Raw genomic sequence first — 24,550 nt, 5'->3', positions numbered from 1 at the left:
GACGGGCCTCAGCCCAGCGGAACGCCGTTCAGCGGCAGGCCGTGCGTGGGCAGGCCCGTCTGCGACAGCGGGAGGCCGCCCAGCAGTCCGGCGACGGGCGCGGTCGGGCCGTCGGAGAGGACCTTCTCGGCGGCCGGCTGCACGGCGGACAGACCACCCGCGAGCGCGGGCTGCGCCTGGCTCAGCGCCTCGCCGGCACCCGGGAGCGCCTTGGTGACGTTCTCCGCGGGCAGCGTGTGGGTCACGGCGCCCAGCACCTGGGTGGTGTCCGGGACCGCCGGAGCCGCGCTCGCGGCACCCGCGCCTACGGCGGCGAAGGCGGCACCGAGGGCGGCGACACCGAGGGTCTTGGCAGCAGACTGCTTCATGGTGAATGCGTCCTTGAATGGGATGACGGGGATGTGAGCGGTCCAAGACCGTAAACACGCGAAGCCGTCCGCCGCAAACATCGAAATGCGGACGGATTGTGAACACCCGCCCGCATTCACCGCCCTCCGTTCGATCCCGTTCAGCCCTCTTCGGGCACAGAACCGCTGGTGGAGGCCGTCTGCCGGAACAGCCACTCGGATTTGAGTTCGGCATATCCGGGCTTGATCACGTCATTGATCATGGCCAGTCGTTCATCGAAAGGAATGAATGCTGACTTCATAGCATTGACGGAGAACCATTGCATGTCGTCGAGTGAATAACCGAACGCCTCGACAAGGTGCTCGAATTCACTGCTCATGCTGGTGTGGGACATCAGCCGGTTGTCGGTGTTGACCGTGGCCCGGAAGTGGAGCCGGCGGAGCAGCCCGATGGGGTGCTCGGCGTAGGAGTCGGCGGCGCCGGTCTGGAGGTTGGAGCTGGGGCACAGTTCCAACGGGATGCGCTTGTCGCGGACGTACGAGGCGAGCCGGCCGAGCTTGACCGTGCCGTCGTCCTGGACCTGGATGTCGTCGATGATGCGCACGCCGTGGCCGAGCCGGTCGGCGCCGCACCACTGGAGCGCCTGCCAGATGGACGGCAGTCCGAAGGCCTCGCCGGCGTGGATGGTGAAGTGGTTGTTCTCGCGCTTGAGGTACTCGAAGGCGTCGAGGTGCCGGGTGGGCGGGAACCCGGCCTCGGCGCCCGCGATGTCGAAGCCGACGACGCCCAGGTCGCGGTAGCGGTTGGCGAGTTCGGCGATCTCCAGGGCGCGGGCGGCGTGCCGCATGGCGGTGAGCAGCGCCCCCACGCGGATCCGCCGCCCGCCCTCCCTCGCCAGCGACTCCCCTTGCCGGAAGCCCTCGTTGACGGCCTCGACGACCTCTTCGAGGCTGAGCCCGCCGTCGAGGTGCTGCTCGGGCGCGTACCGCACCTCGGCGTATACGACGCCGTCCTCGGCGAGGTCCTCCGCGCACTCGCGGGCGACGCGGATCAGCGCGTCCCGGGTCTGCATCACGGCGACGGTGTGCGAGAAGGTCTCCAAGTACCGTTCCAGGGAACCGGAGTCGGCGGCCTCGGCGAACCACACGCCGAGTTTGTCCGGGTCGGTCTCGGGGAGCCCGGTGTACCCGGCGTCCCGCGCGAGTTCGACGATCGTCCCAGGGCGGAGGCCGCCGTCGAGGTGGTCGTGCAGCAGAACCTTCGGCGCCCGGCGGATCTGGTCCGGCGTCGGGGTGTTCGGGGTGCTCTGGCTCGTCATTTCCGCACTCTAACTCCTACGCGCGTAGATCACCTGTTGTACGAATCCGTCGATACGTAACGGTGACCGCGCGGAAGGATGGCGTACACGCTCACTTCTGACACTGTTCTGTCATGGCACAGCAAGCGACGCCGGTTCGGACGGCCCGGCTGGGGAGAGCGCTCGGTCCAGAACCGACCTCGGTGAGCGGCGTGGTCCTGCTGCTCCCCGGCGGCGACGAGGTCTCCGCCCGCAGGCCGTCCCCTCTCCTGGCGACGGCCTCCGTACGGGCGTTGGGGCGCCGGCTGTCCCGGGCCGGCGCGGACGACGGGCTCGCCGCGCATGTCGTCCACTACCGCGTGCGCGGCTGGAACGGCAGCGAGGCGTATCTCGCGCACGACGCCACCTGGGCGGTCGACGAGGTCGTACGACGCTACGGAGACGTGCCCGTATGCCTCGCCGGAGTCGACATGGGCGGCCGTGCCGCCCTGCGCTCCGCCGGCCACGAGGCGGTCAACTCCGTGGTGGCACTGGCCCCTTGGCTCCCCGAGCAGGACGTGGCCGCACCACCCGAACCGGTGAAGCAACTGGTGGGCCGCCGAGTCCTGATCGTCCACGGCACGAACGACGAACGAACCGACCCCGAACTCTCCTTCCGCCTGGCGGCCCGCGCCAAGAAGGCCAACCGGGACGTCTGCCGCTTCGAAGTCCACTCCGACGGCCACGCGTTGCACCAACACCGCCAGGAAGTCCACGCCCTGACCGAGGACTTCGTCCTGGGCGCCCTGTTCGGCCGAGCATTCGCCCGCCCGGTCGAGGACGCACTCCAGGCTCCACCACCCCTGGGCCTACGGATGCCACTGGCGGCGGGCTTCGGACGCTCCTTGCGGAAGTGAGCGGGGAGCGGAGGCCAACAAGCCCGTGTCCGGGGCGAGTCGGGAATGCGGTGGCGCCCGCCCGACGTTGACGCCCGCCGTCCGAACTCTCCTCCCCGCCCGGGAAGAAGGCAGGCCCATGACGACGTTCTCGCCGGCCACTATGCGTGCGGTCCAGCTCTCTGCCCCCGGTCCCGTCGAGAAGTTGCGGCTGACCGTGCTCCCGCTCCCGTCCGAGCGGGACGGGTGGGTGCGGATTCGGGTCGAGGCGTTCGGGCTGAACCGGTCGGAGTTGAAGTTGCGGCTGGGGGTGAGTGAGGGGGTCAGTTTTCCGCGGGTGCCGGGGATCGAGGCGGTCGGTATCGTGGACGCGGCCCCGGCCGGCAGCGGGCTCGTGCGCGGGCAGAAGGTCGTCGCGATGATGGGGGACATGGGGCGTACCTACGACGGTGGCTATGCCGAGTACACGTCGGTGCCGCTGGCCCAGGTCATTCCCGTCGACACCGAGTTGCCCTGGGAGGTGCTTGGTGCGCTGCCGGAGATGGTGCAGACGGCCTATGGTTCGCTCACCGTCGGACTGGATCTGCGGCCCGGTCAGACCGTGCTGATCCGCGGCGGTACCTCCTCGGTGGGGCTGGCCGCCGCCGCGCTCGCCCGCTGGCGCGGAGCCACGGTGCTGTCCACCACCCGGCGTCCGGACCGGCTCGCCCTGCTCAAGGAACGCGGTGTCGACCATCCGCTCCTCGACACCGGCGAAGTCGCCCCCGCCGTACGCGAGTTGTACCCGGACGGTGTCGACGCCGCCCTCGACCTGGTCGGCACCCCCACCCTCCCCGACACCCTGCGCGCGGTCCGCGTCCACGGCACGGCCTGCTTCGGCGGCAGCCTCTCCAACCAGTGGACCGTCCGCGACTTCTCCCCCAACGAGTACCTGCCCAGGGGCGTCCGCCTCGCGGGCTACTTCGGTGACGCCTCCGACCTCCCCCCGACGGTCTTCCAGGAAATCCTCGACGCGGTCACCACAGGCCAACTGGCCTTCCCTGTAGACCGCGTGTACGACGGGCTTGAGCAAGTACCGCAGGCCCACGACGACATGGAGCACAGCCGCGCCACTGGCAAGCTGGTCGTGCGGGTCCGGCACCTGAACTGAGCTACTCGGGCAGCAAGTTGCCCCTTCTCGACAGCAGGAACTTCTTGAAGGCGGCCACCGGGGGTGTGTCCGGGCGGCCGTCCAGCCAGGCCACGCCGATCTCCCGTACCGCCTTCGGGGCGGTGACCGTCAGTTCGGCAACTCCCGGGCGGGGTACGGCCGGTGGAGGGAGCAGGGCTACTCCGAGACCCGCCGCCACCAGGCCCCGTAGGGTCTCCGCCTCCTCCCCCTCGAAGGCGATCTTCGGGCGGAAGCCGGCCTCCGCGCAGACGGCGTCGGTGATGCTCCGGAGGCCGTAGCCCGGTTCCAGGGTCACGAAGGTCTCCTCGGCCGCCTCCGCTAGGCGGATCCGTTTGCGGGAGGCCAGGCGGTGGTCGGCCGGGACGACGAGGCGGAGTTTCTGGATGTCGAGGCGGTGGGCCACGACGTCGGGGGCGTCGAGGGTCGGCGCGGTCAGCAGGCACAGGTCCAGCTCGCCCGCGCGCAGCCGCTCCAGCATGGCCTCGCCGTAGTTCTGGACGAGGCTGAAGCGGACGCGGGGGTGGTCGGCGCGGAAGGCGCGGATGAGTTCGGGGACGGTCTCCGAGCCGAGGGTGTGGAGGAAGCCGAAGGCGACCTTGCCGGTGGCGGGGTCGGCGTCGGCGCGGACCTCGTCGGCGGCCTTCCCGATCTCGGCGAGGGCGCGCTCGACGGAGGTGAGGAAGGTGCGGCCGGCGGGGGTGAGCGAGACCGTACGGCCCCTGCGGGCGAACAGGTCGACGCCCAGGTCCTGTTCGAGGCGGACCATCGCCCGCGACAGGGTGGACTGCGGGACCTGCATCTCCTGCGCGGCCCGGGTGACGTGCTCGGTGCGGGCGACCCCGGCGAAGTACGCGAGGCGCGGCGCGAGCAGCGCGACGATGTCTTCTGTGTCACCGGACGGTGACAGGCGAGCCTGTGAACTGTACTGATGCACCATGGGAACGATTATGGCGTTTCCGTGCATTGGACGGATGAGCGGGAGCGTACGTAGCTTCGAAGCATGTCTCCCGCCGATACCGGGGCGTCCACCATCGTGGCCGCCTCCACCACTTCCACTGCTCCCGACTCACGGCTGACGCCCGGCGGTCCCGGTTATCGCCGGATGAGCTTCGCGCTCTTCCTCGCGGGTGTGGCGACCTTCGCGCTGCTGTACTCCACGCAGGCCCTGCTGCCGCTGATCTCCGGCGAGTTCGGGGTCGCGGCGAGCGCGGCGAGCTGGACGGTGGCGGCGGCGACGGGCGGACTCGCGCTGTTCGTCCTGCCGATGAGCGCCCTGTCGGAGCGTTTCGGACGTCGTACGGTCATGACCGCGTCGCTGGTGGTCGCGGTGAGCATCGGGGTCCTGGTGCCGTTCGCGCCGTCGCTGGGCGCGCTGGTGGTGCTGCGGTTCCTCCAGGGGGCCGCGCTGGCCGGGCTGCCCGCGTCGGCGACGGCGTATCTCGCCGAGGAAGTCCGGCCGAAGGCGCTGGTCACGGCGATCGGCCTGTTCGTGGCGGGCAACAGCGTCGGCGGGATGAGCGGCCGGGTCATCACCGGCTGGGTCGCGCAGGAGTGGGGCTGGCGGGTCGCCGTAGGGGTGATCGGCCTGATCGCGGTCGGCTGCGCGGTCGCCTTCCGCCTCCTGCTCCCCGCCCCGAAGCACTTCACGCCGGGCTCGCTGCGCCCCCGCGTCCTGGCCCGCACGGTCCGCGCCCACCTCGCGAACCCGCTGCTGTGCCGGCTGTACGCGATCGGCGCCCTGTTCATGACGGTCTTCGGCGGCGTCTACACGGTGATCGGCTACCGCCTCACCGAGGCCCCCTTCTCCCTCCCCCAGGGCATCGTCGGCTCGATCTTCCTGGTGTATCTGGTGGGGACGGTGTCGGCGTCCACGGCGGGGCGGTTGGTCGGCCGGCTCGGGCGCCGGGGGGCCTTGTATCTGGCGGGCGGTACGACGGCCACCGGTCTCCTGGTCTCCCTCGCCGACTCGCTGCCCCTGGTGCTGCTCGGCCTGGTGCTGATCACGGCGGGCTTCTTCGCGGGGCACGCGGTCGCGTCCTCGGCGGTCAGCAAGACGGCCACCACCGGGCGCGCCCAGGCCTCCGCCCTCTACCAGTCCGCGTACTACATCGGCTCCAGCACCGGCAGTACGGTCGGCGCGCTGGCGTTCCACGCGGGCGGCTGGGCGGGCACGGTCGGCGTGGGCGTGCTGGCGGTGCTGGGTGTCGTGACCATCACGGTGCTGGGGTCGCGGGCGGCGCGGGTCGAGCGGGGACTCGCCGCCGCCTGAGCGGTCACATCCGCCCGACCCTTGTAGTGAAACCTTCCTGACCTGCGCTTTCAGCCACTCCGGGGGCCATTGTCAGTGGGCTGCGCTACGTTTCGGGGTATCGGAAGAACGGCCACAGGGGTGGGTGGGCGAGACCATGAGCGACGGCACCGCGACGACGACAGACCTCGACATCAGGCTGGAGAAACACCGCGTCGAGCTGACCGGGTACTGCTACCGCATGCTCGGCTCCTCCTTCGAGGCCGAGGACGCGGTGCAGGACACGATGGTCCGCGCCTGGCGGAGTTACGACAAGTTCGAGGGCCGCTCCAGTCTGCGGTCCTGGCTGTACCGGATCGCGACCAACGTCTGCCTGGACATGCTGTCCGCGGGCAACAAGCGGGCGCGCCCCGTCGACCTCAGCGACTCCACCCCGCTCGCGCAGGCCGCGCTGTCGCCCCGCCCGGACAACACCTGGCTGGAGCCGATGCCCGACGCGCGTGTGCTGCCGACGGTCGCGGACCCGGCGGAGGCCGCCGTCGCCAAGGAGTCGGTGCGGCTCGCGTTCATGGCCGCACTTCAGCAACTGCCGCCCAAGCAAAGGGCGGTGCTGATCCTGCGCGAGGTGCTGGCCTGGCGGGCCAACGAGGTCGCCGAGCTGCTCGGCACCTCGGTCGCGTCGGTCAACAGCGCGCTGCAGCGGGCCCGCGCCACCCTCGCCGAGCGGGACGAGAAGGCGGCCGACGCGGCCGTCTCCGACCCGCTCGACGACGAGCAGAAGAAACTCCTGGAGCGATATGTCGCGGCCTTCGAGGGCTACGACATGGCGGCCCTGACGGCGCTGCTGCACGAGGACGCCATCATGACGATGCCGCCGTTCGACCTGTGGCTGACCGGCCACGACGACATCACGGGCTTCATGACGACGATCGGCGCCGCCTGCGAGGGCTCCCGCCTGATCCCGGTGGAGGTGAACGGCCTGCCGGGCTTCGCCCAGTACAAGCCGGACCCGGAGGCGGGCGGCTTCAGCCCCTGGTCGGTGCAGGTCCTGGAGATCTCAGACGGCAGGCTCACCGGGTTCCACTTCTTCCTGGACACCAAGCGCTGGTTCCCGCTCTTCGACCTGCCCCTCCGTCTCGAAGCGGAGCCCGACCAGATCGAGGAGGGCGCGTAGTCCGGGACTGGGCCCGCGCAGCCTGATCCGGCCACCGGCCCGCCGTGCGGTCAGCTCCATGCGGGCCAGGAGATCGACGGTGCCGAGCCCCGGCGGCCCGGGCCCCAAGGTCTCGACCCCGACGAGAACGACCCCGGCGCCGGTCTCCCCCAGCAGCCGCCGCACCTCGTCGCAGAGCCGCGCCACCTCGTCACGGGTGACGGGGCGGTTCGGCACGAGTACAGCGGGTGTCTTGGCGTCCACGATCGGTAGACCGGGTGGGCGGTCGTAACTCATCGGGAGCGACCGCCTAGGTTTGCTGTATGCCCCACGGATCAGCCCCGCCCTGGATACCCGACGCCCTCCCGCGCGCCGCGACCGCCTGCGAGGAGGCGTCGTGCAGGGGGTGTTGACCGGGTTCGCGGTCATCGGCGTCGTCATCGCCGTCGGCTATCTGCTCGGCCTGCGCGGCTCCCTCGGCGAGAACGGCAGGGAGGTACTGACCAGGCTGGCCTTCAATGTGGCGTCCCCGGCCCTGCTGTTCACCACCCTCGCGCGGGCCGACCTCTCGGTGGTCTTCTCCAGCTGGCTGCTCGTGACGGTCCTGAGCACGACGGCGGTGGCGGGCGTGTTCGTGGCGGTCGGGGTGGCCCGCGGCTGGGGTGTGGGCCGTACGACGATCGGCGCGCTCTGTTCCAGCTACGTCAACTCCGGCAACCTCGGCATCCCGATCTCGGTGTACGTCCTGGGCAACGCCTCGCTGGTGGCACCGGTGATGCTGTTCCAGCTCGTCGTCGTCAGCCCCCTCGCCCTCACGATCCTCGACCTGTCGGACCGGGGCGAGAAGGACCCCTGGTGGCTGCGGCTGCTCACGCCCGTGCGCAACCCGGTCGCGGTCGGCTCCCTCGCGGGAGTCGCGGTGGCGGCGTCCGGTGTGCACGTCCCGGGCCCGGTGATGGATCCCCTCACCCTGATGGGCAACATGGCGGTCCCGGCCGTACTCCTCGGCTTCGGCATCTCGCTGCGCGGAAGCGCGCTGCCGGCGCGCGGTGCCGAGCGGTGGCCGGTGCTGCTGTCGGTCGCGCTGAAGTCGGTGGGACAGCCGGCGATCGCCTGGGCGCTGGCGGCGGGGGTCTTCGGCCTGCACGGCGCGGCGCTGCTCGACGTCGTCGTGACCTCGGCACTGCCCGGTGCGCAGAACCTGTACACGTACGCGAGCCGCTACCGCGTGGGCGAGGCACTGGCCCGGGACTCGATCCTGCTGTCGACGATCCTGTCGGTGCCGGTGCTGGTGGTGATCGCGGCGCTGCTGGGGTGAGAGGCCGGGGACAAAACCCGTTGGCGGACGGCTGCGCCCGCTGCTACCTTTCCCGTGGCCGTGCGAGAGAACGAGGAGGTGGTACCCGTGAACACATCAACGACATGGGTGCTCTCCTCCGGGGTCACGGTCGGGCGATAGGTCGTCCGGGAGCGCCGTTCTGCGTACTCCCGAAAGGCACGACCATGGACACGACCCTGCGGTTCACCTCCGAGCAGCGCCTCGACGACGGCGTCCTCGAACGCGAATTCACCCTCGGCGAGACCCCCGGCACCCTGTGGACGCCCGAGTCCACCGCACCGGCCCCGCTGATCCTCATCGCCCACAACAACGGCCTGCCCAAGGCGGAGCCCCGGCTGGTGGCCAGGGCCCGGGCCACCGCGGCGGCCGGCTACGCGGCGGTCACCATCGACGCCGCAGGCTGCGGCGACCGTCCCCGTTCCGCCGCCGACCTACAGCTCCGCGCCGACCTCGGCCGGGCGATGCGGGCCGGTGAGCCGACCGACGAGATCTTCGAGTCCCTGGTCGGCCCGCTGGTCGACAACGCGGCCCCGGAATGGCTCACCACCCTCGACGCCGTCCTCGCACTCCCCGAGACCGGCGGCCCGATCGGCTACTCGGGCTGGACCGCTCTGGGCATCCGCCTCGCGGTGACCGAGCCGCGCATCACGGCGGCGGGTTTCTTCGCCGGGGGCTACGTCCCCCGCGCCCAGCGCGACGAGGCCAAACAGGTCACCATCCCGCTGCTGCTCCTGCTCCAGTGGGACGACGAGGGCAATCCGCGACAGCGGGCCCTGGACCTGTTCGACTCCTTCGGCACCCAGGAGAAGACCCTGCACGCCAACATGGGCGGACACACCGGCACCCCGGCGTTCGAGTCGGAGGACGCTTTCCGGTTCTACGCCCGGCATCTGAAGAAGTAGGGCCGGGCCCCGAGTAAGCAGGGGGGGCCGGGACTTGAAAGCCCCGGCCCCCCCCGATTCAGCCCTCGATCAGGCGATGCGCTCCAGCACCACCGGCGAAGCCGTGAACGAAGTCCCCTCGGCGCCGATGTCGTACGAGCCCTCGACCGCCTCCAGCGCGTACGCGAAGCGCTCCGGCGTGTCGGTGTGCAGGGTCAGCAGGGGCTGGCCCGCTGTCACCACGTCGCCCGGCTTGGCGTGCATCTCCACTCCCGCGCCCGCCTGGACCGGGTCCTCCTTGCGCGCACGCCCCGCACCGAGGCGCCACGCGGCGATACCGATGTCGTAGGCGTCGAGCCGCGTGAGGACACCGGACGTCGAGGCCGTGACCACGTGCTGCTCGCGGGCCACCGGCAACTCCGCGTCCGGGTCGCCGCCCTGGGCCGCGATCATCCGGCGCCAGACGTCCATCGCCGAACCGTCGGCCAGGGCCTTCGCCGGGTCGGCGTCCTTGATGCCGGCCGCGTCGAGCATCTCGCGGGCCAGCGCGATGGTCAGTTCGACGACGTCGGAGGGGCCGCCGCCCGCCAACACCTCGACGGATTCCCGGACTTCGAGGGCGTTGCCCGCCGTCAGGCCGAGGGGGGTCGACATGTCCGTCAGCAGTGCGACCGTCTTCACGCCGTGGTCGGTGCCCAACCCGACCATCGTGGACGCCAGTTCACGCGCGTCCTCGATCGTCTTCATGAACGCGCCCGTGCCGACCTTCACGTCCAGGACCAGGGAGCCCGTACCTTCGGCGATCTTCTTCGACATGATCGAGGAGGCGATCAGGGGAATCGCCTCCACCGTGCCGGTGACGTCACGCAGGGCGTACAGCTTCTTGTCGGCGGGGGCCAGGCCGTCGCCCGCCGCGCAGATCACCGCTCCCGTGCCCTCCAGGACCGACAGCATCTCCTCGTTGGAGAGCAGCGCGCGCCAGCCGGGGATCGACTCCAGCTTGTCGAGGGTGCCGCCGGTGTGGCCGAGGCCGCGGCCGGAGAGCTGCGGGACGGCCGCGCCGCAGGCGGCGACGAGGGGGGCCAGCGGGAGGGTGATCTTGTCGCCGACGCCGCCCGTGGAGTGTTTGTCGGCGGTCGGGCGGGAGAGGGACGAGAAGTCCATGCGCTCGCCGGAGGCGATCATCGCGGCGGTCCAGCGGGCGATCTCGGAACGGTTCATGCCGTTGAGGAGGATCGCCATGTTGAGGGCGGCCATCTGGTAGTCGGCCACCTCCCCGCGGGTGTACGCGTCGATGACCCAGTCGATCTGCTCGTCGCTCAGTTCACCGCGGTCCCGCTTGGTGCGGATGACGGAGATGGCGTCCATGGCCATGGCTTGGATTTCCTTCCGGGCGTTCAGAAAATGCGCGGCCCCGCCGAGTGAGCCGATGGTCAACTCAGCGGGGCCGCACGGGAGTTACCTGGTGAGATGGTCCGGCCCGAAGGCCTGCGGGAGCATCTCCGAGAGCGGCAGGATGCCCGCCGGTGTCTCCACCAGCAGACCGGGACCGCCGAACTCGTACAGCAGCTGACGGCAGCGGCCGCACGGGACGAGGATGTCGCCCTTGCCGTCGACGCAGGTGAAGTGCGTCAGCCGGCCGCCGCCGGTGCGCTGGAGGTCGGACACGAGCCCGCACTCCGCGCACAGGCCGAGGCCGTACGACGCGTTCTCCACGTTGCAGCCGGAGACCGTGCGGCCGTCGTCGACGCGGGCGGCGACCCCGACGGGGTAGCCCGAGTACGGCGCGTAGGCGTGGGACATCGCCTCCCGCGCCTCGGCGCGCAGTTCGTCCCAGTCGACGGCCAACTCGGCGGCGGGCGAGGTCACTTGCCCTGTCCCTTCCGGTACGGCAGGCCGTCCGCCTTCGGCATCCGCAGATGCTGTGCGGACAGCGAGAGGACCAGCAGGGTGACGATGTACGGGCTGGCGCCGACCAGTTGGGTCGGGACCTGGTCGGTGGTGGCGTACCAGACGAACATCAGGGCCGCGACGGCGGCGGTGATGCCGGCGGGGACGTACCGCTTCTTCCAGACCAGGTAGCCGACGCCGGCGACCAGCAGGAAGCCGAGCAGCAGGATCAGCGCGTGGACGTTGGTGGCGCCGCCGCGCAGGTTGAGGCTGTCGGTGTAGCCGAACAGGCCCGCGCCGAGGGCGAGTCCGCCCGGCATCCAGTTGCCGAAGATCATCGACGCGAGACCGATGTAACCCCGGCCGCCGGTCTGGCCGTCGAGGTAGACGTTCGAGGCGACGATCGACAGGAAGGCACCGCCGAGACCGGCGAAGCCGCCGGAGATGATCACGGCGAGGTACTTGTACTTGTAGACGTTGACGCCGAGGGACTCGGCGGCCACCGGGTTCTCGCCGCAGGAGCGCAGCCGCAGGCCGAAGGCGGTGCGCCACAGGACCCACCAGGTGGCGGGGACGAGGGCGACCGCGATGACGGTGAGCGGCGACAGGTTGGTGACCAGACCGCCGACGAGACCGGCGATGTCGGAGATCAGGAACCAGTGCTTGCCGTTGAGCGTGTCCAGCCAGCTGGAGAGGCCGGGGATGTCGAAGTTGCCGAGCGAGTCGATGGGTGGGGACTGCTTGGCGGAGCCCTCGGAGGTGTCGGCGAAGGTGAACTTCGACAGATAGCGGGTGATGCCGAGCGCCAGGATGTTGATGGCGACACCGGAGACGATGTGGTTGACGTTGAACGTCACGGTGGCGACGGCGTGCAGGACGGCGCCGAGGCAGCCGCCGAGGATGCCGAAGACGACACCCGTCCAGGGGCCCCACTGGTAGCCGGCCCAGGCGCCGAACCAGGTGCCGAGGATCATCATGCCCTCGAGGCCGATGTTGACGACGCCCGCGCGCTCGGCCCACAGACCGCCGAGACCGGCGAGGCCGATCGGTACGGCGGCGCGCAGGGCCGTGGACATCTGGCCGGTGGAGGTGATGCCGTCCGCGCCGGTGATGAGGCGGACGATCGAGGTGAGGATCAGCGCGCCCGCGATGATCAGCAGGAGCACGGGGAGGGAGAATCGGCGTCCGCCCTTGCCGGGCTGCTTCGCCTGCGGCTTGGCGATGGTCGCGGTACTCATCGGGCCGCCACCTCCTTCTTCTCGGAGTTGTTCCGGGCGGCAGCGGCGAGTTCCTCACCGACGCGCTTCTGCTGGCGGCGCAGGCCCCAGGTGCGGACGACCTCGTAGGAGATGACGACCGCGAACACGATCAGGCCCTGCATGATCGTCGCGATCTCCTTCTCGTACGCCACCGGGGTCGCGTAGTCGAGGGCGGGCGACGCCTTGTCGAGGAAGGCCCACAGGAGGGCGGCGAGAGCGATGCCGCCGGGGTTGTTTCGGCCGAGGAGCGCGATGCCGATGGCGGTGAAGCCGAGGCCCTCGGGGAAGGTGAGGCTGTAGGTGTGGCTGTCGCCGAGCAGCAGCGGCAGTCCGGCGAGACCGGCGACACCACCGGAGATCAGCATCGCGGTGAGCGTCATGCGCTTGGCGTCGACACCGGAGGCGGCGGCCGCGGTCTCGGACTCGCCGGTGGCGCGCAGGTCGAAGCCGAAGCGGGTGCGGTTGAGGACGAGCCAGTACAGCACGCCCATGATCACGGCGAGGAAGACCAGGCCGTAGATCTCGCCGGTGTCCGCGCCCATGTCGATGCCGGGGATCCAGCCGGACTTCTTCATGATGCCGGTCGTCATGTTGTTGCCGACCTGGACGCCCCACGTGTTGGTCTGCGTGAGGTAGAGGATCAGGCTGGTCGCGATGGCGTTCAGCATGATCGTGGCGACGACCTCGCTGACCCCGCGGGTGACCTTGAGGACACCGGCGATACCGGCCCAGAAGGCGCCGGTGAGGATCGCGACCAGGAGCAGCAGCGGCACCTGGAGGGCGGCGGGCAGCGCGACGTGCGCGCCGACGACCGCGGTCATCACGGCGCCGAGGCGGTACTGGCCGTCGACGCCGATGTTGAACAGGTTCATCCGGAAGCCGAGGGCGACCGCCAGGGCGGCGATGTAGTACATCGACGCCTGGTTGATGATCAGCACCTGGACGTCCGAGTACCCGATCTGCTGGAGCATCAGGCGGTACGGCTCGATCGGGTTCTTGCCCGAGGCGAGCAGCACGACCGAGGTCAGCAGGATCGCGGCGACAAGCGCCATGACCGGGCCGGCCACGGCGAGGAGCAGTCGCTCCTTGTCGAACTTCTTCATCGGGCCTCGTCCTCCGGGGCGGTGTCGTCGGCGCCGTCTTCTGCGGACTCTTCGACGTGTTCGAGGTGACCGGACGCGGCGCCGGTCATGGCCGAGCCGAGTTCCTCGGGGGTGACGGTGGCCGGGTCGGCGTCGGCGACCAGCCTGCCGTCGTAGATCACGCGCAGGGTGTCCGACAGGCCGATGAGCTCGTCGAGGTCGGCGGAGATCAGCAGGACGGCGAGGCCCTCGCGGCGGGCGGCGCGGATCTGGTCCCAGATCGCGGCCTGCGCGCCGACGTCCACACCGCGGGTGGGGTGGGCGGCGATCAGGAACTTCGGCTTGTGGCTCATCTCGCGGCCGACGATCAGCTTCTGCTGGTTGCCGCCGGAGAGGGAGGCGGCGGTGACGTCGATGCCGGGGGTGCGGACGTCGTACTCCTCGACGATCCGGCGGGTGTCCTCCTGGGCGCCCTTGATGTCGAGCCAGACGCCCTTCGCGTTGGGCTTCTCGGTGACGTGGCCGAGGATGCGGTTCTCCCACAGCGGGGCTTCCAGGAGGAGGCCGTGGCGGTGGCGGTCCTCGGGGATGTAACCGATGCCGTGCTCGCGGCGGCGGCGGGTGGCCCAGGGGGTGATGTCGTCGCCGAGGAAGCCGATGGTGCCGGAGTCGGCGTTCTTCAGGCCGATCAGCGCGTCGATCAGCTCGGTCTGGCCGTTGCCCTCGACGCCTGCGATGCCCATGACCTCACCGGCGTGGATGGTGAAGGTGACGTCGTCGAGGACGCGCTTGGCGGCGCCGCCCGCGACGGCCGCGTCGCCGAGGAGTCCGCCGGCGGTGGGCTCGGACTCGGCGCCGAGGGAGGCGCCGGCGGCGTACACGGTGAGGTTCTTGACCTCGATGACGGGCTGGTCGGTGACCGTCGACTCGGCGGTCTCGGGGGTGGGGAGTTCGCTGCCGACCATCATCTCGGCGAGCTGCCGGGAGGTCGTCTCGGCGGGGACGGCCGTGCCGACCGTGGTGCCGCGCCGGATGACGGTGATCTCGTCGGCGACCGACAGGACCTCGCCCAGCTTGTGCGAGATGAAGATGACGGCGAGGCCCTCGGACTTCAGCTCCCGCAGGTTGCTGAAGAGGGCGTCGACCTCCTGCGGGACCAGGACGGCGGTGGGCTCGTCGAGGATCAGGGTGCGGGCGCCGCGGTAGAGGACCTTGAGGATCTCCACGCGCTGGCGCTCGGCGACACCGAGGCTCTCGACCAGGATGTCCGGGCGGACGTTCAGGCCGTAGCGGTCGGAGATCTCCTTGATCTTCTTGCGGGCGCCGCCGCCGATGCCGTAGAGCTTCTCGCTGCCCAGGACGACGTTCTCCAGGACGGTGAGGTTGTCGGCGAGCATGAAGTGCTGGTGGACCATGCCGATGCCGCGGGCGATGGCGTCGGCGGGCGACGAGAAGGTGACCTGCTCGCCGTCGACGGCGATGGTGCCCTCGTCCGGCTTCTGCATGCCGTAGAGGATCTTCATCAGGGTCGACTTGCCGGCGCCGTTCTCGCCGACGAGGGCGTGCACGGTGCCTTTTCGGACACTGAAGCGGATGTCGCTGTTGGCGACGACACCGGGGAAGCGCTTGGTGATCCCGGCCAACTCGACCGCGGTCGACTGTGCGGTGAGCGGAGGGCTGCTGGACGCGTCGATGGCGAACTCTCCTCGTGGAAAGGGGCCTCTCTACGCGCGTAGCGCCCCTGCTTTAAATAGTGCCCGGACCTGATCGGCTTTCTTCGGCATCCGATCCGTTCCGAGCATTCTGCCGCGAGAACGGGGCGCGAGGAGCATCCTCCCCGCACCCCGTTCCGTGGCCGTAACGCTGCCATTACAGCGCTCTTTTGGCCATGGTCGTGACTGGCCTACGAGCCTCGGATCAAGAGGTCTTGACCGTGATCGAGCCGTCCTTGATGCCGGCCTCGGCCTTCTTGAGGGCGGCCTGGAGGGTGGCGTTGTTCTTGAAGGTCGGGTTGGAGTCGGCCAGGCCGACGCCGCCGTTGCTCAGCGAGCCGCGGATCTCGCCGCTGAGGGGCTTCTTGTCCTTGATGACGGACTTGGCGAGGTCGTAGACCGCGCCCTGCACGTTCTTCAGGGCCGAGGTGAGGATGTACGGCTTGTAGGCGGCCAGCGCCTTCTGGTTGTACTGGTCGGAGTCGACACCGATCGCCCACACCTTGTGCGCGGCGGCGGCCTTGATGACGCCCTGGCCGGAGAGGCCCGCGGCGGCGTAGACGACGTCCGCGCCGGCCTCGATCTGGCCCTCGGCCGCGCTCTCGCCCTTGTCGGGGCTGGAGAAGCCGCCCTCGGCCGCGGTCTGGGTCAGGTACTGCGCCTTGACCTTCACGCCCTTCTTGGTGTCGGCGACACCCTGCGCGAAGCCGGCTTCGAACTTGTGGATCAGCGGGACGTCCACGCCGCCGACGAAGCCGACGGTGTTGGTCTTCGTGGTGAGCGCGGCGGTGACGCCGGCCAGGTAGGAGGACTGCTCCTCGTGGAAGACCATGTCGGCGACGTTGTCGGCAACGATGGTGTTGTCGTCGATGATGCCGAAGGTGATCTTCGGGAACTTCGCGGCGGCTTCCTTGACGGCGGGCGCGTAGGCGAAGCCGACGCCGATCACCGGGTTGTAGCCGGAGCGGGCCAGCGTCTCCAGGCGCTGCACCTTGTCCGCGTCGGACTCGCCGTCCTGCGGCTCCACGTCGCGGCCGCTGACGCCGAAGTCCTTCTCGGCCTTGGTGAAGCCCGCGTACGCGGCGTCGTTGAAGGACTGGTCGCCCTTGCCGCCGACGTCGTAGGCGAGGCCAATACCCTTGGAGGAGCCGCTGCTGCTACTGCTGCTGGCGGACGAGCTGGACGAGCTGCCACAGGCGGAGACGGTGACGGCAAGTGCTGCGGTTGCAACGCCTGCAACGGCGATACGGGACACCCGGCGCATGGAACGAGACTCCTTCGTGCAAGCGCCCCAACCAGGCGCTGGTTCCGTCGCAGAGTAACGCGCGTAGACATGGTGGAGAACCCCAACTTGCCAGAGCGTTATCCGACCGTTTTGAACCTTTGCCAAATGCCAAGCACCCGGATGGCGGACATGGAGAACACGGGGAGCCCCGGGACCGTTTCGGTCCCGGGGCTCCCCGGTGTCGGCGTCAGGAAGGCGCCGTCACACTCACTTGGTCGTGGTGGCGACCGTGACCTTGCCGTCGATGATGTCCTGCTTGGCCTTGTTCACCGCGGCCACGGCGGCGGTCATGGCCTTGTACTTCGGGTTGGTGTCGGAGAAGCCGACGCCGTCGTTGTCGAGGCCGTAGCGGATCACTCCGGTCTTCGGCTTGCCCTCGTACACGGACTTCACCAGGTCGTAGACCGCGCCGCCGACGTTCTTCAGCGCCGAGCCCAGGATCGAGTCCTTGTACTTGGCGAGCGCCTTCTGCTCGTACTGGTCGGAGTCCACTCCGATGGCCCACACACCCTTGGCGGAGGCCTCGGAGATGACGCCCTGGCCGGAGAGACCGGCGGCGGCGTAGATGACGTCCGCACCCGCCTCGATCTGGCCGCTGGCCGCGTCCTTGCCCTTGTCGGGGCTGGAGAAGCCGCCCTCGGCAGCGGTCTGCGTCAGGTACTGCGACTCGATCTTGATGCTCGGGTTGACCGACTTGGCGCCCTGGTCGAACCCGGCTTCGAACTTGTGGATCAGCGGGACGTCGACGCCACCGATGAAGCCGATGTGGTTCTTCTTGGTCGCCTTGGCCGCGGCGACGCCCGCCAGGTACGAGGACTGCTCCTCGTGGAAGACGAGGTCGGCCACGTTGGCGGCCTTGTCCTGCTCGTCGTCGATGATGCCGAACGTGATGTTCGGGAACTTCGCGGCGGCCTCCTTGACGGCGGGCGCGTAGGCGAAGCCGACACCGATCACCGGGTTGTAGCCGGCCTGGGCGAGCTGCTCCAGGCGCTGCACCTTGTCCGCGTCGGACTCGCCGTCCTGCGGCTCGATGTCGCGGCCGGTGAGGCCGAAGTCCTTCTCGGCCTTCTGGAAGCCGGCGTAGGCCGCGTCGTTGAAGGACTGGTCGCCCTTGCCGCCGACGTCGTAGGCGAGGCCGATGCCCTTGCCGGTGTACTTGCCGGACGAGGACGACGAACTGTCGCTGGCCTTGTTGGCATCCTTGCTGGAGCTACCGCAGGCGGTAGCCGCGAGGGCGATGACCGTGACGGCCACCGCGGCTTGGGAGAACCTGGTCCTCCGAGATGTATGACGCACAGCAAGCACTCCTTCGTCCTCACGGCACCGTCACCGGACCGCTTCCCCAACGCGCCGCCTCTGGTGGCGATTTCCGCGCACAGTAACGCGCGTAGACGAGGAGGGGAACGGGGTTTCTCCTTGCCGTTACCGGATCGTGCCGCCACCGCGTTACGTTCACGCGCCGGTGGTTACACCCGGGTGACACAAGGGGACGTAGGGGTACCGAACGGGCGCCCCTACGCCCCCGTCGCGCTCAGAGAGCCGCGTCGATCAGCGCGGCGGCGGTGAACATCTCCACGCCGACCGTGATCGCCGACTCGTCGGCGTCGAAGTCGCCCTGGTGGAGGTCCCGTACGGTCCGCTCCCCCGGGGTGCGCACGCCCAGCCGGGCCATGGCGCCCGGCACGTGCTCCAGATACCAGGAGAAGTCCTCGCCGCCCAGGCTCTGCTCGGTGTCCTCGACGGAGAGCGGGCCGCGCCGCGCCACCATCGCGTCCCGCAGCAGCTCGGTGACCAGCGGGTCGTTGACGACGGGCGGCACCCCGCGCACGTAGTCGATCACGGTCTTGGCCCGGTACAGCCCGGCGACCTCATCGATCGCCGCGTGCACGATGTCGGGCGCCCGCCGCCAGGCGTCGAGATCGAGACACCGTACGGTGCCGGACAGTTCGGCGTGCTGCGGGATGACGTTGGGAGCGTGACCGGACTCGATCCTGCCCCAGGTCACGGACACCCCGCTCCGCGCGTCCATCCGGCGGGCGACGAGCGCGGGCACGTCGGTGGCGACCCGGGCGGCGGCGGTGACGAGGTCGGTGGTGAGGTGCGGCCGGGCGGTGTGCCCACCGGGCCCGTCGAGGGAGACTTCGAGCCGGTCGCAGGCGGACGTAATGGGCCCCACGCGCAACCCGATCTTCCCGCTGTCCACCTTCGGATCGCAGTGCACGGCGATGATCCGCCCGACCCCCTCCAGCACCCCGCACTCGATGGCGTCGGCGGCACCGCCGGGCAGGATCTCCTCGGCGGGCTGGAAGAGCAGCCGCACCGGCCGGGGCAGCAACCCCTGCTCGTGCAGCCGGGCCAGCACGAGACCGGCGCCCAGCACCACGGTGGTGTGCACGTCGTGGCCGCAGGCATGGGCGCGGTCGGGCACGGTGGAGCGGTACGCGCAGTCACGCTTCGTGTCCGGGATGGGCAGGGCGTCGATGTCGGCGCGCAGCGCGAGCATGGGTACGCCGCTCTCGCGCGGCCCGATGTCACAGACGAGGCCGGTCCCGATGGCGAGAACACGCGGTTCGAGACCGGCCTGTTCCAGCCGGGCCTTGATCGCGGCGGTGGTCCGGAACTCCTGATTGCCCAGCTCGGGATGCATGTGCAAGTCCCGGCGGAACGCGACGAGTTCGGCCCGCAGGTCCTCCGGCAGGGTGCCCGGGAGCACATTCCCGACGGATTCGGCCTCGGACTCTGCCTCGGATTCCTCGGACTCTGGTGACATCAATTGCTTCACCCTCTGAAGGGTAGGGCGCCCGGGTGGTCAACTGACCCTCGATCAACAAAAGTTCAACCCGTTAGACGAAGAAAATCTGACCGCCGGCCGCATAGCTGCTTGTGGAGATGGGTAAGCTCTCCCCTCTTCCTGGGATACCACGCCCCATCCTGCACAGCGTGCGCCGTCCGTATCCCGGAATCATCACCGCCGCACGACGGTACGGATACGCAGCGCAATCGACACCTCCGACCTGGGCACTCTTCGTCCTGTGACGGCACCTGTGGAGGCCCCGATGGAGGCATGCGGCTGCGGCGAGGACCAGATCCCTTGGATGTTGACGAAATTCGGCTTCCTCGGCACGGCGGGACTGGTCCTGGCCGTACTCGTCATCATGATCCTGGCGGGATGGGCGCTGGCGACGGTGGTGTGGCTGATCCGCCGCCGGACGGAGGACACCGGGGCGCCGGGCACCCCGGGCACCACCGCGTCCGGCCCCGACGATCCCGGGCACGGCGAACTGGGCGGCTTCACTTGGCGCGATGAAGATCCCTGAGCCGCGAGCCGTTGGTAGGGTCCGCCGACGTGACCGACCCGAACGCGGATCTCGCCGCGGACTTCATAGAGGCCACCCGCTCCTCCTACGACACGATCGCGCCCGCGTACAGCGCCGAACATCCGGACGGCCTGGGCGACGGCCCCCTCGAAAGCGCCCTGCTGAACGCCTTCGCGGACCTCGTCCGTACGGCGCCGGGCACGGCACCGGTGGCCGACGTGGGCAGCGGCCCCGGCTATGTGACAGCCCGCCTGAACGCCCTCGGCATCCCGGCCTACGGCATCGACATCTCCCCGCACATGGTGGCGCTGGCCCGCGAGGCACATCCCCGACTCCGGTTCGAGGTGGGCTCGATGACGGCCCTGGACGTACCGGACGGCACGTTGGGCGGCATCATCGCGCTCTACTCGACGATCCACATCCCGGACGCCGACCTGCCCGGCGTCTTCGCCGAGTTCCACCGCGTCCTACGGCCCGGCGGCTACCTACTCCTCGCGTTCCAGGCCTCGGAGGGCGAGCACATCCACATGACGGAACGCTACGGCCTGGACATCTCGCTCGACTACTACTTCCGCACGCCGGCCCAGGTCGCCACGTTCCTCACCGACGCGGGCCTGAACCTGTACGCCCAGGCGCGGCGCGAGCGCCAGGGCGAGCAGAAGTGGGGGCGCGCATTCGCCCTGGCTCACAAGCCATCCGGGTCCGCCTGAGCGCCGACGGTGAACAGCAGGGGTGACCGCACCCCGAGCCGGGCGGCACAGTCGGCGACGGTCGCGGCCAGCCAGCCGACCGCGTCGCAGGACCACTCGGTGAGTTCGCCGCGCAGCGTCATGCCGTGCAGGGGCGGCCCGTTCCAGAAGCTGTCGTGGAACAGCGGCGGGAGGACATCGCCCCGCACGGTGATCTCGTCGTCCCCGCACGTGAACACGTCCTGGCTCAAGTCCCGCAGATCCTGTGCGAGTTGACGCGCGACGGCGGGGATCACCGGATCGCGCCCGCTGTTGATGTGGACGTCCACCGGGGTCCTGGCCGCCGGGTCGCGCTCAGCGAACCAGTCGACGGTCAGCATCGACGGTACGGCGGCGTAGGCCGGCCGCGCCGCCGGATCGACCCCCTGGACCGGCAGCAGCACCTGCACCGCGGACAGCCGCACTGCGCCGATCCGCGCCGTCACGTCCTGGGCGCAGCGGAGGAACTGCTGGACGGAGAGCGGCCGTTCGGCCGACACGGGACCGGCCTCGACCTGGAACCAGGAGACGAGTCCGGCGCCGGGCGCAGCCTGCGAATTACTCCACCCGGCGTCGTTCATGGCCCACAGCCCCGGGCCACCGACCGGTCGCTCCTCGCCGGTCTTCGTCGACGTCATGACCGCCCGGTCCTCCAGCCAGCCCATCGCGAGCGACCGTCGGTGGAACAGCTGGTACGCGTCGTGCTCGGAGTCGGGGTCGTGCCAGGCGTGTGGGGTGAGTTCGCCGTACAGGGCGGCGAACATAGTGCCCGCGGTGCCATCGGACGTGGGGTCAACTCCGGGTTGTGGTGCGGCTTCAGGTTCTGCCACGTGGTCCTCCTCGGCTTGCCGCGCGGTCGGCGGCCTGACGATGTTCGCGTTCCGCGGGGTATCGAGCGGCTCACGGACCCCGGCGCCGCAACCAGGGTCCGCCGAATCGCTGCAGCCACCCGATCCGGGCCGTCGACTCCTCGGCCCCCAGCCGTGCCTCGTGGGCCGCGCGGTTCTCCACCAGGAGTTTCACGTACTCGGCGATGGTGACATCAGGTCTCTTCCGTAGTCCGGCGGCGGCGCGCCGAATGTTCAGGGGTACGCCTTCGCAGAGATCCACCAGCAGGGACATCGCGTCCGGTTCTTGGACCGCGCGGTTCTCACCGTCCACGCCCATGCTCAGCAGGGTCACGAGGAGGCTGAGGGAGTCCGCCGTCGACAGAGGCCGTAGACGTATCGCGTGAGCCTCCAGATCGGTGAGCCCGCTCCGGGAGGTGACGAGAACGCGATGGTGGGCCACGCCGGGGCGCAGCCGCTCGATCTGCTCGGCCTGCACCGCGTTGTCGAGCAGGAGAAGTGCCGGGCCCGGGCGTTGGGCGAGGCAGGTGCGGTAGTGACCGTCCCACGCCGTGGCGAGGCCGGAGACCTCATGGTCACCGACGCCCAGATAGCTGAGCAGGATGCGTACGGCTTCGTCGTCCGCGAGAGGGTCCGTTCCCGGGCGGTGCAGGTCGACGTAGAAGACCCCGCCGGGGAACCAGTCGTTCGCGACCGCCCGGTGGGCAGCGCGGAGCGCGAGGGCCGATTTTCCCAGCCCGTCGTGCCCCGACACGACACAGACAGCCAGGTGCGGCTCGCCCGTTCCGGTGCCGGAGGTGTCGGCCTGCGGGTCCAGGACCCGCATCAACTGGTCCAGTTCGTCGTGCCGGCCGAGGAACACCGCGGGGGCGCCGGGGAGCGACGCGGAGGCTTCACGCGGCGGGCGCGGGTAGTAGCGCTCTTCCTTGGCGGTGAAGCCCGTGATGCGGGCGTCCCGGAAATCCAGGTGGTCGCCCTCGTACGCCGGCGACATCTCAGCGGGAGCCTTCGGCCTGGAAGCGGGCGTGTGCGGCCTCGGCGGCGGCATCTGCGTGTTCGTACGCCTCGGCCGCCTGCTCCCAGTAGCAACGGGCCTCGCTGTCGCCGGTCGAGCCGAGGGCGAGCGCGAGGTTGCGCAAGGCGTTGCCCGCACCGTACGAGTCGCCCAAGTCCCGGCGCAGTCCGATCGCCTTCGTGAGCGCTTCGACGGCCTCTTGAATCCGCCCCGCGCGGTGCAGGGTGATGCCCAAGTTGTTCCAGACGTTGGCCTCGCCGACGGTGTGACCGACCACCTGCATGAACGCCCTGGAGCGGCTGAAGGCATCGATGGCTTCCTCCAACCGGCCCGCATCTCGTAGCGCGATCCCGAGGTTGTTCCAGACTCCCGCTTCTCGGAAGCGGTCGCCGGTCTCCTCATAGAGGTCACGGGCTCGCGTGTGGGCGTCGATCGCCTCCTGCGTCCGCCCCGCCTCGTGCAGGGCGATCCCCAGGTTGTCCCAACTGACAGCTTCTCGATGCCGATCACCCAGGGCCTGGGACAGCTCGCCGGCTCGGGTGAAGGCCTCGATGGCCTCCACCAGGCGGCCCATGGACGAGAGAACGATCCCGAGAGCGCCACAGGCACGGGCCTCGACGTCCTTGGCGCCAATTCGGTGCGCGGCGAGCCCTGCCGTACGGCTCACCGCGAGCGCGTCGTCGAGGTAGCCGTTCCCAGTCAGATACGGCACCACATTCATGGCGATGACAAGGGCTGTCGGGGCGTACTGCTCGTCCTCGGCCCACTCGGCCGCCGCCACCAGGTTCGGCCGCTCCTCCTTCAGCCAGGCTTCGGCGTGCTCGCGGTCGTCGAACCCTCTGTGTCTGTCGACGGGCCGGGCGCCCAGCCAGTCCAGCGCAGCCTGGCTCCGCTGCGCGTAGAAGGCAAGAACACGCCTCCTGGCCTCCCTTCCCTCCTCGGCCTCCGGTGGCAGCAGAGAAGCCGCGTAGTCCTGCACGAGGTTGTGGAATCGCCAGCGTTCGTCACCGAGCCGGACGCCCCTGACCGGGACGACGAGAGAGGCTTCCGCAAGTGCTCCCAGAAGCTGGGCCGTCCGGCGGTCGGGAAGACCCGTCATGGCGGCGGCCGCGTCGGTACCGATCTCAGGAGTGGGCGCCAGCGCCAGGAGCCGCAGGACCCTCGCCGGCTCCGGCGGGAGACGCCGGTAGGAGGAAAGGAGGAGTTGGCGCAATCCCGTGAGGTCGACACGGTCTCGGTGCACGCCCAGTTCGTGCACGAGTGACGTGACGGTGCGCTGGGGCTCTTTAGCGAGCAGAGAAGCACCGATGGACAGAGCCAGTGGAAGTCCACCGCAGAGCACGGCGAGTTCTTCCAGGGCTCCCGGCTCTGTAAAAGGACGGAGATCGTCGGGGTCCCGTCGGAGGAGAGCGTCGACCATGAGCGCGACGGCCTCCTCCGGTCCGAGCAGCCCGAGGTCCAGCAGAAGCGCTTCCAACTCCACCAGGCGGTCTCGCGAAGTGACGAGGACACGGTGACGCTCGGTGCCGGGCAGCAACGGCACGATCTGTCGCGGATCCGAGGCGTTGTCGAAGATCAGGAGTACCGGTCCGGTTCGCTCGGCGAGCAGCGACCGGTACAGGGCGAACCGGCTGGATGACTCGGGCGGCACTTCCCTGCCCCGGACGCCGAGTGCGCTCAGCAGCGCCACCACTGCACGATCAGCGGTGACGGGCTCGTCGTAGCCGCTCAGGTCGACGAAGAGGACACCGCCCGGGAACCATCCCCTCGCCAGCGCCTGGTGCGCCGCCTGCAACGCGAGAGCCGTCTTCCCGATGCCCCCCATGCCGGACACCGAGCAGACGAGTACCGGCAGATCCGTTGTCGCCGCGGGGTCGAGAAAGGACAGCAGCCGGGCCAGCTCTCCCGTGCGTCCGGTGAATCGGGCAGCACGCGGAGGAAGGGCGGACACAGCCAGCGGTACGGGCCTGTGATGGGCCGTCGCGTCCGCCACAGAGGCTTGGGACGATCCGACGCTGAACACGTTGAAGTCGAAGGATCCGCTTCCCCGTTGCGCAGTCATACGGCCACTCCCCCATGGGCTGTCCCCATGCTAGGGGAAC

23 protein-coding genes are annotated in these 24,550 nt (G+C 69.8%); 8 read left to right on the top strand and 15 right to left on the bottom strand.

All coding sequences use genetic code 11. The annotated features are described in order from the left end of the window. Nucleotides 1–8 precede the first annotated feature (8 nt). Nucleotides 9–368 (bottom strand): hypothetical protein, encoded by a 360-nt coding sequence (locus SSP08S_RS07335; protein ID WP_019066929.1) that lies wholly within the window; start codon nucleotides 366–368, stop codon nucleotides 9–11. Between the two features lie 140 nt (nucleotides 369–508). Beyond that, nucleotides 509–1,666 carry an adenosine deaminase gene (locus tag SSP08S_RS07330; RefSeq protein WP_019066928.1) on the bottom strand — a complete coding sequence of 386 codons (1,158 nt, stop codon included), beginning with the start codon at nucleotides 1,664–1,666 and terminating at the stop codon, nucleotides 509–511. Nucleotides 1,667–1,779: 113 nt separating this feature from the next. On the opposite strand from SSP08S_RS07330, the gene SSP08S_RS07325 reads away from it, so the two are divergent. Together SSP08S_RS07325 and SSP08S_RS07320 are read left to right on the top strand one after the other, a co-directional pair. After that, nucleotides 1,780–2,541 carry a prolyl oligopeptidase family serine peptidase gene (locus tag SSP08S_RS07325; protein WP_026178267.1) on the top strand — a complete coding sequence of 254 codons (762 nt, stop codon included), beginning with the start codon at nucleotides 1,780–1,782 and terminating at the stop codon, nucleotides 2,539–2,541. A 118-nt stretch (nucleotides 2,542–2,659) separates the two neighbouring features. Then, nucleotides 2,660–3,670, top strand: a complete 1,011-nt coding sequence (locus SSP08S_RS07320) for a zinc-binding dehydrogenase (RefSeq protein ID WP_019066926.1) — start codon at nucleotides 2,660–2,662, stop codon at nucleotides 3,668–3,670. 1 nt (nucleotide 3,671) lies between these two features. Here the strand turns inward: SSP08S_RS07320 and SSP08S_RS07315 are convergent, their stop codons facing one another. After that, nucleotides 3,672–4,628, bottom strand: coding sequence for a LysR family transcriptional regulator (locus SSP08S_RS07315; protein WP_019066925.1), 957 nt, complete (start codon nucleotides 4,626–4,628; stop codon nucleotides 3,672–3,674). Between the two features lie 63 nt (nucleotides 4,629–4,691). Here SSP08S_RS07315 and SSP08S_RS07310 point away from each other — a divergent pair, with 63 nt between their 5' ends. Both SSP08S_RS07310 and SSP08S_RS07305 read left to right on the top strand, forming a co-directional pair. After that, nucleotides 4,692–5,960, top strand: coding sequence for an MFS transporter (locus SSP08S_RS07310; protein WP_026178265.1), 1,269 nt, complete (start codon nucleotides 4,692–4,694; stop codon nucleotides 5,958–5,960). Nucleotides 5,961–6,096: 136 nt separating this feature from the next. Then, nucleotides 6,097–7,113 carry a sigma-70 family RNA polymerase sigma factor gene (locus tag SSP08S_RS07305; protein WP_026178264.1) on the top strand — a complete coding sequence of 339 codons (1,017 nt, stop codon included), beginning with the start codon at nucleotides 6,097–6,099 and terminating at the stop codon, nucleotides 7,111–7,113. On the opposite strand, the gene SSP08S_RS59110 is transcribed toward SSP08S_RS07305, so the two are convergent. After that, nucleotides 6,997–7,389: an STAS domain-containing protein gene (locus SSP08S_RS59110; RefSeq protein WP_158697140.1), complete on the bottom strand. Its 393-nt coding sequence runs from the start codon at nucleotides 7,387–7,389 to the stop codon at nucleotides 6,997–6,999. The genes SSP08S_RS07305 and SSP08S_RS59110 overlap by 117 nt on opposite strands. A 100-nt stretch (nucleotides 7,390–7,489) precedes the next feature. On the opposite strand from SSP08S_RS59110, the gene SSP08S_RS07300 reads away from it, so the two are divergent. Both SSP08S_RS07300 and SSP08S_RS07295 read left to right on the top strand, forming a co-directional pair. Further along, nucleotides 7,490–8,410, top strand: a complete 921-nt coding sequence (locus tag SSP08S_RS07300; RefSeq protein ID WP_019066922.1) for an AEC family transporter — start codon at nucleotides 7,490–7,492, stop codon at nucleotides 8,408–8,410. Nucleotides 8,411–8,607: 197 nt separating this feature from the next. Then, nucleotides 8,608–9,333: a dienelactone hydrolase family protein gene (locus tag SSP08S_RS07295; RefSeq protein WP_026178263.1), complete on the top strand. Its 726-nt coding sequence runs from the start codon at nucleotides 8,608–8,610 to the stop codon at nucleotides 9,331–9,333. A 69-nt stretch (nucleotides 9,334–9,402) separates the two neighbouring features. Here SSP08S_RS07295 and SSP08S_RS07290 read toward each other — a convergent pair whose 3' ends face one another. From SSP08S_RS07290 to SSP08S_RS07255, 8 genes are all read right to left on the bottom strand, one after another. Next, entirely contained in the window at nucleotides 9,403–10,686 is a 1,284-nt protein-coding gene (locus SSP08S_RS07290; protein ID WP_019066920.1) for a thymidine phosphorylase, read from the bottom strand. Nucleotides 10,687–10,770: 84 nt separating this feature from the next. Beyond that, nucleotides 10,771–11,181, bottom strand: a complete 411-nt coding sequence (locus tag SSP08S_RS07285; RefSeq protein ID WP_019066919.1) for a cytidine deaminase — start codon at nucleotides 11,179–11,181, stop codon at nucleotides 10,771–10,773. Next, on the bottom strand, nucleotides 11,178–12,440 hold the full coding sequence (locus SSP08S_RS07280; RefSeq protein WP_019066918.1) for an ABC transporter permease: 1,263 nt from the start codon (nucleotides 12,438–12,440) through the stop codon (nucleotides 11,178–11,180). The genes SSP08S_RS07285 and SSP08S_RS07280 overlap by 4 nt, the downstream gene beginning before the upstream one ends. Further along, on the bottom strand, nucleotides 12,437–13,564 hold the full coding sequence (locus SSP08S_RS07275) for an ABC transporter permease (protein WP_019066917.1): 1,128 nt from the start codon (nucleotides 13,562–13,564) through the stop codon (nucleotides 12,437–12,439). The genes SSP08S_RS07280 and SSP08S_RS07275 overlap by 4 nt, the downstream gene beginning before the upstream one ends. Next, entirely contained in the window at nucleotides 13,561–15,186 is a 1,626-nt protein-coding gene (locus tag SSP08S_RS07270; protein ID WP_019066916.1) for an ABC transporter ATP-binding protein, read from the bottom strand. Before SSP08S_RS07270 ends, SSP08S_RS07275 begins: the two co-directional genes overlap by 4 nt. Nucleotides 15,187–15,460: 274 nt before the next feature. Next, on the bottom strand, nucleotides 15,461–16,519 hold the full coding sequence (locus tag SSP08S_RS07265; protein WP_019066915.1) for a BMP family lipoprotein: 1,059 nt from the start codon (nucleotides 16,517–16,519) through the stop codon (nucleotides 15,461–15,463). Between the two features lie 228 nt (nucleotides 16,520–16,747). Further along, on the bottom strand, nucleotides 16,748–17,794 hold the full coding sequence (locus tag SSP08S_RS07260) for a BMP family lipoprotein (RefSeq protein ID WP_019066914.1): 1,047 nt from the start codon (nucleotides 17,792–17,794) through the stop codon (nucleotides 16,748–16,750). Nucleotides 17,795–18,071: 277 nt separating this feature from the next. Then, nucleotides 18,072–19,310: a M20 family metallopeptidase gene (locus SSP08S_RS07255; RefSeq protein ID WP_019066913.1), complete on the bottom strand. Its 1,239-nt coding sequence runs from the start codon at nucleotides 19,308–19,310 to the stop codon at nucleotides 18,072–18,074. A 325-nt stretch (nucleotides 19,311–19,635) separates the two neighbouring features. On the opposite strand from SSP08S_RS07255, the gene SSP08S_RS07250 reads away from it, so the two are divergent. Together SSP08S_RS07250 and SSP08S_RS07245 are read left to right on the top strand one after the other, a co-directional pair. Next, complete coding sequence (locus SSP08S_RS07250; RefSeq protein WP_245607840.1) at nucleotides 19,636–19,857, top strand: hypothetical protein; 222 nt, start codon at nucleotides 19,636–19,638, stop codon at nucleotides 19,855–19,857. Nucleotides 19,858–19,886: 29 nt separating this feature from the next. After that, the gene (locus tag SSP08S_RS07245) at nucleotides 19,887–20,567 is read left to right on the top strand and encodes a class I SAM-dependent methyltransferase (protein ID WP_019066911.1); all 681 of its coding nucleotides are present in this window, start codon (nucleotides 19,887–19,889) and stop codon (nucleotides 20,565–20,567) included. Here SSP08S_RS07245 and SSP08S_RS07240 read toward each other — a convergent pair. The 3 genes from SSP08S_RS07240 to SSP08S_RS54920 all read right to left on the bottom strand — a co-directional run bounded on the left by SSP08S_RS07240 (nucleotide 20,543) and on the right by SSP08S_RS54920 (nucleotide 24,510). Then, on the bottom strand, nucleotides 20,543–21,415 hold the full coding sequence (locus SSP08S_RS07240) for a hypothetical protein (protein ID WP_026178262.1): 873 nt from the start codon (nucleotides 21,413–21,415) through the stop codon (nucleotides 20,543–20,545). The two genes, SSP08S_RS07245 and SSP08S_RS07240, sit on opposite strands and share 25 nt — an antisense overlap. Nucleotides 21,416–21,485: 70 nt before the next feature. Continuing rightward, on the bottom strand, nucleotides 21,486–22,427 hold the full coding sequence (locus SSP08S_RS54925) for a hypothetical protein (protein WP_019066909.1): 942 nt from the start codon (nucleotides 22,425–22,427) through the stop codon (nucleotides 21,486–21,488). 1 nt (nucleotide 22,428) lies between these two features. After that, nucleotides 22,429–24,510: a tetratricopeptide repeat protein gene (locus tag SSP08S_RS54920; protein WP_019066908.1), complete on the bottom strand. Its 2,082-nt coding sequence runs from the start codon at nucleotides 24,508–24,510 to the stop codon at nucleotides 22,429–22,431. Nucleotides 24,511–24,550 lie beyond the last annotated feature (40 nt).

Origin of the sequence: Streptomyces hokutonensis (assembly GCF_000376565.1) — a bacterium.
In the GTDB taxonomy this organism is placed as follows: domain Bacteria; phylum Actinomycetota; class Actinomycetes; order Streptomycetales; family Streptomycetaceae; genus Streptomyces; species Streptomyces hokutonensis.
The sequence above is the reverse complement of the archived record's forward strand: the minus strand, read 5'-3'. Positions and strand labels throughout refer to the sequence as shown.